The organism is Streptomyces sp. L500, from assembly GCF_054551825.1.
Genome location: NZ_JBTOLC010000080.1, coordinates 1 through 12976, shown reverse-complemented (window position 1 = coordinate 12976; position 12976 = coordinate 1). Strand labels below are relative to the sequence as shown.

8 protein-coding genes are annotated in these 12976 nt (G+C 70.7%); 7 read left to right on the top strand and 1 reads right to left on the bottom strand.

Going from position 1 to position 12976, the window contains the following annotated elements; genetic code table 11:
- From ACX9I7_RS31945 to thrS, 7 genes are all read left to right on the top strand, one after another.
- Window positions 1-3352, top strand: a 3352-nt coding sequence (locus tag ACX9I7_RS31945) for a type I polyketide synthase (RefSeq protein ID WP_459389311.1), incomplete at its 5' end; no start/stop codon positions are given.
- Between the two features lie 61 nt (window positions 3353-3413).
- Window positions 3414-4604 carry a cytochrome P450 gene (locus ACX9I7_RS31940; protein ID WP_459389310.1) on the top strand — a complete coding sequence of 397 codons (1191 nt, stop codon included), beginning with the start codon at window positions 3414-3416 and terminating at the stop codon, window positions 4602-4604.
- Window positions 4605-4718: 114 nt separating this feature from the next.
- Window positions 4719-6080 carry an aminotransferase family protein gene (locus ACX9I7_RS31935; protein ID WP_459389309.1) on the top strand — a complete coding sequence of 454 codons (1362 nt, stop codon included), beginning with the start codon at window positions 4719-4721 and terminating at the stop codon, window positions 6078-6080.
- Window positions 6077-7069, top strand: a complete 993-nt coding sequence (locus ACX9I7_RS31930) for a zinc-binding dehydrogenase (protein WP_459389308.1) — start codon at window positions 6077-6079, stop codon at window positions 7067-7069. The genes ACX9I7_RS31935 and ACX9I7_RS31930 overlap by 4 nt, the downstream gene beginning before the upstream one ends.
- A 38-nt stretch (window positions 7070-7107) precedes the next feature.
- Entirely contained in the window at window positions 7108-8790 is a 1683-nt protein-coding gene (locus ACX9I7_RS31925; protein ID WP_459389307.1) for a GH3 auxin-responsive promoter family protein, read from the top strand.
- A gap of 3 nt (window positions 8791-8793) precedes the next feature.
- A complete protein-coding gene (locus tag ACX9I7_RS31920; protein WP_459389306.1) occupies window positions 8794-9708 on the top strand; it encodes a TIGR03619 family F420-dependent LLM class oxidoreductase in 915 nt (304 codons plus the stop codon).
- Window positions 9709-9888: 180 nt separating this feature from the next.
- Window positions 9889-11826: a threonine--tRNA ligase gene (gene thrS / locus ACX9I7_RS31915; protein ID WP_459389312.1), complete on the top strand. Its 1938-nt coding sequence runs from the start codon at window positions 9889-9891 to the stop codon at window positions 11824-11826.
- 205 nt (window positions 11827-12031) lie between these two features.
- Here thrS and ACX9I7_RS31910 read toward each other — a convergent pair whose 3' ends face one another.
- A complete protein-coding gene (locus ACX9I7_RS31910) occupies window positions 12032-12775 on the bottom strand; it encodes a class I SAM-dependent methyltransferase (protein ID WP_459389305.1) in 744 nt (247 codons plus the stop codon).
- Window positions 12776-12976: the final 201 nt, after the last annotated feature.

Here is a 12976-nt window from a genome sequence, read left to right as displayed (position 1 = left end):
TGAGTCGTGGGGTGTCCGGCCGGGGTTTGTGGCTGGTCATTCGGTGGGTGAGCTGGCTGCCGCGTATGTGGCGGGTGTGTGGTCGCTGGAGGACGCATGCCGGGTGGTGGCTGCCCGGGCGCGGTTGATGGAAGCGCTGCCCGAGGGCGGTGCGATGGCGGCGGTGCAGGCGACGGCAGCGGAAATCACCACGTTTCTGGCTGATGGTGTGGTGATCGCGTCGGTCAATGGCCCGCGTCAGGTGGTGATCTCTGGTCCCGGGGAGGCTGTGGACCGTGTGATGGCAGAGGCGGCTGCCCAGGGGTATCGCGCTCGCCGTCTGGACGTTTCGCATGCTTTCCACTCGCCGTTGGTGGAGCCGATGCTGGAGGAGTTCCGGCAGGTCCTCGACACCGTCGCATTCCACGCCCCGACGCTGGCCGCCGTCTCGAACGTGACCGGCACCTGGGCCGACCCGCAAGCATGGTGTTCGCCGGAGTACTGGGTGCGTCAGGTCCGTGAGCCGGTCCTGTTCGCCGACAACGTCACCACCCTCCTCGATGCCGGTGTCTCGACATGGATCGAGCTGGGCCCTTCCGGCGCCCTGACCGCCATGGTGGCCGAATGCGCCACCGACGACACCACCCTGCGCACCAGCCCGACCCTGCGCCCCGGCCACGACGACGTCCGCACCACCCTCACCGCTATGGCCACCCTCCACACGGCCGGGCATCCCGTCGACTGGGCACCCCTCTTCCCCCACGCCAACACCGTCGACCTTCCTACCTACGCCTTCCAACACCAGCACTACTGGCTGGAACGCACCACTCCCGCACCCGCCACGTCCTCCTCACCCACTCCGCTGGACGACTGGACGTACCGCATCGACTGGACGCCGTTGACCGGCGACGCGACCGCACCGCCTCTCTCCGGGACGTGGCTGCTCATCCGCCCCACGGGCGACCACCCCCTCGCAGCCGACGTGGAACGTTTCCTCACCAGGCACGGCGCCACCGTGATCGGCATCGGAGCCACCGATCCGCTCGAGTACGACGGCGTGACCGGAGTCGTCTCTCTGCTCGGCCTCAGCGGCGACGCCGACGGCGGGTTGCGGGCGACGCTGCGCGTCGTCCAGGACATGATCTCCGCCGCCGCCGGAATCCCCCTGTGGATTCTCACCAGTGGTGCCGTGTCCGTCGGTGGTACGGACCCGGTGTCCGCCCCCGAACAGGGCACCCTCTGGGGCTTCGCCCGGGCGGCCGCCGCCGAACATCCCGAGCTCGGCGTCGTACGGATCGACCTGCCCGACCGGCTCACCGACCACACCGGAGCCCGCCTGTGCGCCCGGCTGTCGGCCCGTGACGAGCAGGAGATCGCGATCCGTCCCGCCGGCGTGTTCGCCCGGCGGCTGGTCCGTACCCGGCTCGTCCCCGAGGAGTCCACCGCCGGGACGTGGTCGCCGCGCGGCACCGTGCTGATCACCGGCGGGACCGGGGCCCTGGCCGGGCACGTCGCGCACTGGCTGGCGGACAACGGCGCCGAACACATCGTGCTGGCCGGACGGCGCGGCCCGGACAGCACGGAGGCGCGGGCGTTGCACGAGGAACTGCTCGCCGCCGGGGTGAAGGCGACCGTCGTACGCTGCGACGTCACCGACCGCGAAGCCGTACGCGAACTGCTCGCCGACCACCGGCCTCACGCCGTCGTACACACGGCCGCCGTCCTCGACGACGCCACGGTCGCCTCCCTGACGACCACTCAGCTAGACCGTGTGCTCCGTCCGAAGCTGCTCGGCGCCACGCACCTGCACGAACTCACCCAGGACATGGACATGGACCTGGACGCGTTCGTCCTGTTCTCCTCACTCGCCGGTGTGCTCGGCGGCGCGGGCCAGGCCAACTACGCGGCCGCCAACGCCTTCCTCGACGCCCTCGCGGCCCACCGCGTCGCCCAGGGCCTGCCCGCCGCCTCCCTCGCCTGGGGCCCCTGGGCGGGCGACGGCATGGCCGGCACCCGGATCGTCGAGGAGCGACTGCGCCGCACCGGCGTGGCGCCCCTCGCCCCGGAACACGCGGTACAGGCCCTGGGCCGGGCACGCGGCCCCGTGGTGGTCGCCGACGTCGACTGGGCGCGCCTCGCCAAGGGTGCTCGGCACCGCCTGCTCGACGCGCTCCCGGAGACGCGCGAGGCCGCCCGGCCCGCCCGGGACGAACGGCCCGACTTCTCGGGCGACTTGGCGGCCCGCACTCCCGAGGAGCAGTCGGCGATGCTGTTGGAGGCCGTCCGGGCCGAGATCGCCGCCGTCCTGCGCTACGACGACCCGGCGCGGATCGGCGCGGCCAGCGAGTTCCTCGAGCTCGGCTTCGACTCTCTGACCTCGATCGAGCTGCGCAACCGGCTCGGCATCGTCACGGGCCTGGCCCTGCCCGCGATGCTCACCCTGGAGCACCGTACGCCCGCTGCCCTCGCCGAGTACCTGCGCGACCGGATGGCCGCCGCCGGGACGTCGTCGTCATCCGTCGCGCTTCCCGTGCCCTCCGCGCTCCCCGCGTCCGACACCTCGGGAAGCCTCGACGAGCTGTGGCGGGAGGCGGACCGGCACGGCAGGCGGCTGGAGTTCATCGACCTGCTCACCACGGCCGCCGGCTTCCGGCCGGCGTACGACGACCCGGCCGGGCTCGACCTGCCGCCCCTGCGGCTCACCTCCGGTGGCACGGACACGCCCGTGTTCTGCATCCCGTCGCACCTCGGCAAGGCCGACCCGCACAAGTTCGTGCCGTTCGGCACCGCCCTGCGCGGCAGGCGCGACGTATACGTGCTGCGCGAGCCCGGATTCGTGACAGGGCAACCGATCCCGGCCACGCTGGACGTCCTCCTCGCCACCCACGCACGCGCCCTGGAGGCCCACGACAGCTTCGTTCTCCTCGGCTACTCCGCCGGCGGCCTGGCCGCGCACGCGCTGGCCGCCCACCTCGCCGAGCGGGGCCGCCCGCCGGCCGCCGTCGTGCTGGTCGACACCTACGCCCCGGAACAGGCCGAGGTGATGACCCGCATCCAGGGCGCCATGGAACAGGGCCAGCGGGAGCGCGACGGGCGCACCGGCGGGTCCCTGGGCGAGGCGTGGCTGACCGCGATGGGCCGCTACTTCAGCTTCGACTGGACACCGCGTCCGGTCGACGTCCCGGTGCTGCACGTACGCGCCGGGGACCCGATGGCCGGGATGCCGGCGGACCTGCGCTGGCAGGCCCGCTGGAACCTGCCACACACCGGCACGGACGTGCCGGGTGACCACTTCACGATGATGGAGCACCACGCGCCGCGTACCGCCGACGTCGTACACGACTGGCTGGCCACGGCCGTTCACCGGCCCTGAAAGCCGCTGCTCCCACCGCCTTCTTCCTCGATACCGAACCCACCCTTACGGAGAGATTCAGATGGCCAACTTCCCCGTCCGCCGGACCGTGCCCGACATGCCGCCCATGGAGCACCTGGAGCTGCTGAAGGAGAGCGGCGGCGTGTGCCCCTTCACCATGGAGGACGGCCGCGCGGCGTGGCTGGCGTCCAGCCACCAGGCGGTGCGCGGTCTGCTCGCCGACCGTCGCATCAGCAACAACCCCGCCAAGACCCCCTCCTTCTCGCAGCGGGAGACCCTGCAGAAGCAGCGCGGCCAGTTCAGCCGCCACCTGTTCAACATGGACTCGCCCGAGCACGACATCGCCCGCCGCATGGTGGCCGAGGACTTCACGCCCAAGCACGCCGAGGAGGTCCGCCCGTTCTTCGAGGAGATCTTCGGCGAGATCGTCGACGAGATCGTCCGCAAGGGTCCGGGCGCCGAGATGGTGGAGGCCTTCGCCTTCCCGGTGGCGACCAAGACCATCTGCAAGGTGCTGGACATCCCCGAGGAGGACTGCCACTACTTCCAGAAGCGCACCGAGCAGATCATCGAGATGGACCGGGGCGAGGAGAACCTCGAAGCCGTCATCGAGCTGCGCGGCTATGTCGCGGAGCTCATGCGGCAGCGCACCGAGAACCCCGGTGACGACCTGCTCAGCCGGCTGATCCTCAAGGCCCGGGCGTCCGGCGACATCGAGCTCAGCGCCTCCGACCTGGTCGACAACGCGCTGTTCCTGCTGGTCGCCGGCCACGAGCCGTCGGCCAACATGCTCGGTCTCGGGGTGCTCGCGCTGGCCGAGTTCCCGCACGTCGCCGAGGAGCTGCGCGCCGACCCCAGCCTGTGGCCGGGCGCGATCGACGAGATGCTGCGCTACTACACCATCGCCCGGGCCACCAAGCGCGTCGCCGCCGCGGACATCGAGATCGAGGGCCAGACGATCAAGGAGGGCGACGCGGTCATCGTGCTGCTGGACACCAGCAACCGCGACGACTCGGTGTTCCCCAACCCGCACGAGCTGGATATCCACCGCGCGGCGGGCAACCACCTCTCGTTCAGCCACGGGCCGCACCAGTGCCTGGGCAAGCACCTGGTCCGGGTGCAGCTGGAGGTCGCGCTGCGCGCGGTCGCCGAGCGCATCCCCGGGCTGCGCCTCGACATCTCCAAGGAGGACATCCCCTTCCGCGGCGACGCCCTCTCCTACGGGCCGCGTCAGCTGCGCGTCACCTGGTAGCGGACGAACGGGCCTCGTCGTGAACCAGGTCGTGCACCACGGCCTGGTTCACGGCGGAGCCCCCGTCAGATCGACGAACCCCCCATCAGACTCACCATCAGAAAAGGGCTGCAAGTGGAGAAGACGGATGTCGAGCGGCTGCGCAGGCTCGATCGCGAGCACATGTGGTACCCGTGGACGCCGATGGACGACTGGATGGCCAAGGACCAGCTGGTCGTCGAGCGCGCCGACGGCTGCTGGCTGATCGATCCGGAGGGCAGGCGATACCTCGACGGGCGTTCGTCGATGGGGATGAACCTCCACGGCCACGGTCGGCCCGAGCTCGTCGAGGCTCTGGTGGCCCAGGCCCGCAAGGCGGGCGAGACCACCCTGTACCGCGTCTCGCACCCGGCCGCGGTCGAGCTCGCGGCCCGGCTGGCTGGCATGGCCCCGCCCGGGCTGAAGCGGGTGTTCTTCGCCGAGTCCGGCTCCACCGCGGTGGAGACGGCACTGAAGGCCGCCTACGCCTACTGGGTGGCGAAGGGCGAGCCGCAGCGATCCACCTTCGTGTCCATGGCCAACGGCTACCACGGCGAGACCCTCGGCACGATCAGCCTGCGCGGTGTGAACAACGAGCAGGTCGACATGATCCGCAAGACCTACGAGCCGCTGCTGTACCCCTCGCTCTCCTTCGCCCAGCCCGACTGCTACCGGTGCCCGCTCGGGAAGTCCGGCTCGGACTGCGAACTGGACTGCACCGACTCGCTGGAGGAGATCCTGGTCCGCGAGAAGGGCAGGATCGCCGCGGTCATCGTCGAACCGCGGGTACAGGCCCTCGCCGGCGTGATCACCGCCCCGGAGGGCCACCTGGCCAAGGTCGCGGAGATCGCACGACGGCACGGTGTGCTGCTCATCGCCGACGAGGTCCTCACCGGCTGGGGCCGCACCGGCACCACCTTCTCGTGCGAGGCCGAGGGCGTCACCCCCGACTTGCTGACCGTGGGCAAGGCGCTGACGGGCGGCTATCTGCCGCTGTCGGCGACCCTGGCCACCGAGGAGATCTTCGAGGCGTTCAGCGGCGGGGCGTTCCTCAGCGGCAGCACCTACTCCGGCTACGCGCTGGGCGCGGCGGTCGCGCTCGCCAGCCTCGACCTGTACGAGAAGGAGGACGTGCTCGGCCGCGCCCAGGCCCTGGCCGAGGTCCTCACCACCGAACTGGAGCCGTTCCGTGGGCTCACCCACGTTGGCGACGTCCGTCAGCTCGGCCTGATCGCCGGCGTCGAGCTGGTGGCCGACCGCGAGACGCGCACCCCCTTCCCGCCCCAGGACCGCATGGTGGAGCGTATCTGCACGGTGGCCAAGGACAACGGCGTGCTCGTCAACGCCGTCCCCGGGGACGTCATCACCATGCTGCCGTCGCCGTCGATGAGCCACGAAGACCTGCGCCTGCTCACCGGCACCCTCTTCCGGGCCATCCGCGAGGTGACCGGGGAGTGACGCGGCAGATGCTGGCGGCGGTCATCCGCGCCTGGGGCGGCCCCGAGCGGCTCGAGCTCGACCGGATCGAGCGCCCGGTGCCACCCCCGGGGTGGGTCGGCGTACGGGTCGAGGCGTGTGCGCTGAACCACCTCGACATCCACGTGCGCAACGGACTGCCGGGAGTGCGGCTGGAACTGCCGCACGTCTCCGGCAGCGACGTCGTCGGCGTCGTCGAACGGGCCACGGACGAGGCGGGTGAGCGCCTGCTCGGCCGCCGCGTCCTGCTCGACCCGATGATCGGGCGCGGCATCCTCGGCGAGCACCACTGGGGCGGGCTCGCCGAGTACGCGGTCGCACCCGCGGCCAACGCCCTCGTACTGCCCGAGGGCGAGCTCGACCCGGTCCGTTTCGCTGCTCTGCCGATCGCCTACGGCACCGCGCAGCGCATGCTCTTCACCCGGGCACGCCTGCGCCGCGGCGAGACCATGCTGCTGTTCGGCGCCACCGGTGGCGTCGGCGTCGCGTGCGCCCAGCTCGCCCTGCGGGCGGGCGCCCGCGTCATCGCCTGCTCCGGGTCGCCGGCCAAACTCGCCCGGCTGCGGGCGCTCGGCGTCACCGAGACGATCGACACCGGCACCGAGGACGTGCGCGGCCGGGTCCGTGACCTCGCCGACGGCGGCGCCGACGTCGTCGTCGACTACCAGGGCAAGGACACCTGGCCCACCTCGCTGCGCTGCGCCCGGCGCGGTGGCCGCGTCGTCACCTGCGGCGCGACCACCGGATACGAGGCGGTCACCGACCTGCGCTACGTCTGGAACCGGCAGCTGGACATCCTCGGCTCCAACGCGTGGCGGCGCGAGGACCTGCACACCATTCTCGGCCTGGTGGCCGGCGGCGCCCTGGAGCCGGTCGTCCACGCGGACTTCCCGCTCTCCCGCGCTCCCGAGGCCCTCGCCGAACTCGAGGAACGACGGGCGTTCGGGAAGGTCGTCGTCCGTGTGGGGTGAACTCAATCTTGCTTTGGCGCGATCCTAGGGGGACTGTCGTGGCTTCTGCGGGGAAAACCGCACCGCACCCGTCTTTTCTGGAGAGAACACAGGAGGCACTGGCGAAACAGCGCGCGACGTGCGCGCGGCCGGAGGAGGCGGCCGGACGCGTCTTCGCCGACATCCTCGCGGTCTCCCGCGACACCGCCTTCGGCCGTGAACACGGGCTCGCGCGGGTCCGCACACCGGGGGAGTGGAGGAAGGCGGTGCCCATCCGGGGCTACGACGAGCTGGCGCCCTATGTGCACCGCCAGCTCGCCGGGGAACACCGGGTACTCACCACCGACGACCCCTACGCCTTCCTGCGCACCTCCGGGACGACCGGACACGCGAAGCTCGTCCCCACCACCCACCACTGGCGCCGCACCTACCGAGGCCCCGCCCTCTACGCCCAATGGGGCCTGTACTTCGAGCACATGGGTACCGAACGGCTCACCGGCGAAGAGGTCCTCGACCTCTCCTGGGAACCGGGCCCGGTCCGCCGGTACCAGCAGGGATTCCCGGTCTACAGCATCACCGAGCGCCCGCCGTCACAGGACCCCGACGACTGGAACCCACCGTGGCGCACGGCCGCCTGGTTCACCCGGGACCCCGCGACACCCACGCTGACGGACCCCCTGTACGGCAAACTCCTCCGGCTCGCCGGACACGATCTGCGGCTGATCGTCTCGGTCAACCCGTCCAAGATCGTCCTGCTGGCCGAGACGCTGCGGGAGAACCCCGAACGCCTGGTGCGCGAACTCCACGACGGTCAGGGTCCGGGCCGGCCCGCCGCCCCGGCCCTCGCCCGCAGACTGGCCGCCGTCTTCGACTGGACCGGCGGCCGCCCGGCCCTCACCGACCTGTGGCCCGGCCTGCGCCTGCTCGTCTGCTGGAACTCCGCCTCCGCCGCGCTGTACCAGCCACTACTGTCCCGGCTCGCCCCGGGCGTCGCGACCCTGCCATTCAGCACCACCGGCACCGAGGGCATCGTCACCCTGCCCGTCGACGACCACCCCTCCGCCGGACCGCTCGCCGTCGACCAGGCCCACTTCGAATTCGTCCCCTGGCACGACCTCGACGACGGCAGCCCCCTGCCCCCCGGCAGCCCCACCCTCGGCTACGACCAGCTCGAACCCGGCGCCGACTACCGGCTCGTGATGAGCCAGGCGAATGGCCTCTACCGCTACGACGTGGGCGACGTGTACCGCGTCACCGGCACGGTCGGCGCCACCCCTCGCCTGGAGTTCCTGGGCCGCACCGGCTTCCAGAGCTCCTTCACCGGCGAGAAGGTCACCGAAACCGACGTGCACGCCGCGGTGACCCGCGTCCTGGGCCACGAACAGACCACCCACCCCGACTTCACCGGCATCCCGGTCTGGGGCACCCCACCGCACTACCTCGTCGCCGTCGAATGGACCGACGCCCACCGCGCACGGGACCTTGAGGAGACCGCCCGCCGCATCGACGACGTCCTCCAGGAAGTCAACGTCGAATACGCCGACAAACGCCGCAGCGGACGCCTGCGCCCCCTCCAACTGCTGCCCCTCGTACCGGGCGCCTTCCGCACCGTGGCCGAACACCGCCACCGCGACGGCGCCGCGGTCGCCCAGATCAAACACCACTGGCTGCAGAAGGACGCGACGTTCCTGGACACCCTGCGCCGACTCGGCCTCGTCCACGCCACCCTGGCAGGAGTCTGACCCATGAGACTGGGATTCGCCGCCCCCGTGTCCGGCCCCCTGGCCACCCCCGACGGCCTCACGCACGTCGCCCGCACCGCCGAAACCCTGGGCTACCACTCGCTGTGGACCTACCAGCGCGTGCTCGGCGCCGTCGACGACTCCTGGGGCGAGGCCAACCGTGGCGTCCACGACCCCCTCGTCACCCTGTCCTTCCTCGCCGCGCGCACCAGCCGGATCCGCCTCGGCGTCGCCGTACTGATCATGCCGCTGCACACACCCGCCGTACTCGCCAAACAACTCACCAGCCTCGACCTGCTCTCCGGCGGCCGGCTCGACGTCGGCCTCGGCAACGGCTGGGCCCCCGAGGAGTACACCGCCGCCGGCGTGCCCCCCACCGGCCTGGGCCGCCGCGCCGAGGACTTCCTCACCTGCCTGCGCACCCTGTGGACCGAACCGGTCGTCATCCACGACGGCCCCTACTACCGCGTGCCGACCACCCGCTTCGAACCCAAACCCGCGCAGTCCCCGCACCCGCCACTCCTGCTCGGCGGCACCGCGACCGCCGCGCTACGCCGCGCCGGGCGGCTCTGCGACGGCTGGATCGCGAGCAGCAAGGCCACCCCCACCGCCATCCGCGACGCGATCACCGTCGTACGCGAAGCCGCCGAACAGGCCGGCCGCGACCCGGACGCGCTGCGCTTCGTCTGCCGCGCCCCGGTCCGCTTGCGCCCGGAAGCGGGCGCGGACGCGCCACCCCTCACCGGCCCGGCCGGAAAGATCCGGGACGACCTCGGGGCGCTCACCGCGACCGGGCTGACCGAGATCTTCCTCGACCCCAACTTCGACCCGGAGGTCGGCTCGCCCGACGCCGCGGCCGACATCGCGCGCGACCACGTCGACCAGCTGCTCCACCGGTTCGCGCCCGCCACTGACTGAAATTGAACAACCGGGGTGACTGCCCCTGGACGTGCCCGTAAGATCGCGAGCGCGCATCCTAGTTGATCTCTGAGGAGAGTTCCTGTGTCTGCATCCCCTCCTGCCGTCGAGACCGAACGCGTCGTCGTGGTCCCGGCCGGGACGACGTGCGCCGACGCGGTGGCCGCGGCCCGACTGCCGATGACCGGCCCCAACGCGATCGTCGTGGTGCGGGACCGGAACGGGAAGCTGAAGGACCTCGACTGGACGCCGGATACCGAAGTCGAGGTCCGGGCCGTCGCGTTGTCCAGCCCCGACGGGCTCGACGTACTGCGCCACTCGACCGCGCACGTCATGGCCCAGGCGGTCCAGGACCTGTGGGCCGAGTCCCGGCTCGGCATCGGCCCGCCCATCGAGAACGGCTTCTACTACGACTTCGACGTCGAGCGCCCGTTCCAGCCCGAGGACCTGGAACGGATCGAGCAGCGGATGAAGGAGATCATCAAGTCCGGACAGCGCTTCCAGCGGAGGGTGTTCCCCTCGCTGGAGGCGGCCAAGGAAGAGCTCGCCACCGAGCCGTACAAGCTCGAACTGGTCGATGTGAAGAGCGACATCGACACCGACGAGGTCATGGAGGTCGGCAGCGGCGAGCTGACGATCTACGACAACATCGACGCCAAGTCCGGCGAGGTGTGCTGGTCGGACCTGTGCCGCGGCCCCCACCTGCCCTCCACCCGCCTCATCCCGGCCTTCAAACTCATGCGCAGCGCGGCCGCCTACTGGCGCGGCAGCGAGAAGAACCCGCAACTGCAGCGCATCTACGGCACCGCCTGGCCGACCCGCGACGCCCTCAAAGCCCATCTGAAGGCACTGGAGGAGGCCGCCAAGCGCGACCACCGCCGCATCGGCGAGGACATGGACCTCTTCGCCTTCAGCAAGGAGATCGGCCGGGGCCTGCCGCTGTGGCTGCCCAACGGCACCATCATCCGCGACGAACTCGAGGGCTGGGCCCGGAAGACCGAACGCAAGCTGGGCTACCAGCGCGTGGTCACCCCGCACATCACCCAAGAGGACCTCTACTACCTCTCCGGCCACCTGCCGTACTACGCCGAGGACCTGTACGCGCCGATCGACATCGACGGCGAGAAGTACTACCTCAAGCCCATGAACTGCCCGCACCACCACATGGTCTACAAGGCACGGCCGCACAGCTACCGCGACCTCCCGTACAAGATCGCGGAGTACGGCACGGTCTACCGCTTCGAGCGCAGCGGCCAGCTGCACGGCACCATGCGCACCCGTGGCTTCACCCAGAACGACGCCCACATCTACTGCACCCAGGAGCAGGCCAAGGACCAGTTCCTGGAAGTCATGCGGATGCACGCGGACTACTACCGCGCGCTCGGCATCACCGACTTCTACATGGTGCTCGCCCTGCGCGACCCGGCGAACAAAGACAAGTACCACGACGACGAGCAGATGTGGGAGACGGCCGAGCGGATCACCCGTGAGGCCATGGAGGAGTCCGACATCCCCTTCGAGATCGACCTGGGCGGCGCCGCGCACTACGGCCCCAAGGTCGACTTCATGATCCGCGCCGTCACGGGCAAGGAGTTCGCCGCCTCCACCAACCAGGTCGACCTCTACACCCCGCAGCGCTTCGGGCTGACCTACCACGACTCCGACGGCACCGAGAAGCCCGTCGTCGTGCTCCACCGCGCCCCCCTCGGCTCCCACGAGCGGTTCACCGCTTACCTCACCGAGCACTTCGCCGGTGCCTTCCCGGTGTGGCTGGCCCCGGAGCAGGTCCGCGTCATCCCCATCGTGGACGAACTCACGGACTACGCCCGCGAGGTGCGCGACGCGCTCCTGGACGCGGACATCCGCGCCGACATCGACGCCGGCGACGGCCGCCTCAACGCCAAGGTGCGCACGGCCGTCACCCGCAAGATCCCGCTGATCGTCGTCGTGGGTCGTCGCGAGGCGGAGGAGCGTTCCGTGACCGTGCGCGATCGCTCGGGCAAGGAGACCCCGATGGCCCTGGACACGTTCGTCGCCCACGTCACCGACCTCGTACGGACCAAGAGCCTGGACGGCGCGGGCCACCTGCGCCCCGAGACCGACACGGCGGCGGTCTGACGGACGCCGGGCGGGGCGGCGAGGCCCAGGGCCTCGCCGCCCCGCCCGGCCCACCGACTGCGGGGGTCCATGCGCCCTCAGAGGCCATCGGTCCGCAGGATCGCCAGTCGCCTGGTCCGTTCCGGCGGGGTTCGTGCCGTCCCGAGGCCTTCTGCGGGTCGGCACCGCACGGGAACTGCTCGAGCCCGGCCTGCCCGCTGATCGGTCAGGTGCGGCAGCGCAGCATTTCCAGTGGCGGGTGTGCGAGGAGGTCCGCCCAGAAGTCTTCGCCGAACTGCCGGATGCCGGCTTCGGAGATCTGCAGTGGAATCCACTCGATGCCACCGAACCCGGTTGCCCGCAGGCACTCCTCGTAGACCTCTCGCCGCGGAGCTGTGGTGACGATGCTGATCGGCTGCGGGTCGAGGAGAGCGGTGACACGCTCCCGTGGGCCTGTCTCGGTTTCCTCACCGGTCGGTTCGCAGCGGAATCCGTACTTGTCCAGGGACGGGCAGTCGAACCGGTAGTCGGGTTTCTGGGCGAGCACGAAGAACTCCCCATCCGGCACCAGGCTCCGGTGGATGTTGCGGCACATCCGCTTCATCGCCGCGATGTCCTCGGCGTAGTTGAGACACTGCACTGCCACCGCGATGTCGAAGCGCCGGCCGACAGGCCGCAGCTCGGCCACGTCACCGACCTCGTAGCGCACGCCCAGCGGCTCACGCCGCTCGATCTCCCGCGCGGCGGCGATCATCGCTTCGGAGATGTCGACACCCAGGACGTCCGCGGCGCCGCGCCGCTTGAACTCCCTGCTGTAGAAACCGGTGCCGCACGCCAGGTCGAGAACCGACCTCCCGCTCACGTCCCCAACCATGCCGAGAAGGCTCGGCACCTCCCCATAACGTGTCAGCGGCAGGGACTTGAACCCCTCGAAGGCCTCGCCGATCCCGTCGTACTGCTGCGCGCTCACGTGCGGCCCCTTCCTGGGTTTCGACAGGCCAGCCGGTGGCACAGTCGCGACAGAAAGTCTCCGCCGCCCCTGTCCAGCAGCCGTATTGGCAGATGGCACGAAGAAACCGGCCGGGTGACCTCCTGTCGTCCAACACCACCTCCCCAAACCGCATATAACTCACTTATTTCATAACTCACCATTCTTCTTCTCTCGGTGTGG

Excerpts from the sequence above, each read along its gene's own strand:
- ACX9I7_RS31940 (WP_459389310.1), top strand. The coding sequence starts at position 3,414 with ATGGCCAACTTCCCCGTCCGCCGGACCGTGCCCGACATGCCGCCCATG.
- ACX9I7_RS31920 (WP_459389306.1), top strand. The coding sequence starts at position 8,794 with ATGAGACTGGGATTCGCCGCCCCCGTGTCCGGCCCCCTGGCCACCCCC.
- thrS (WP_459389312.1), top strand. The coding sequence starts at position 9,889 with ATGACCGGCCCCAACGCGATCGTCGTGGTGCGGGACCGGAACGGGAAG.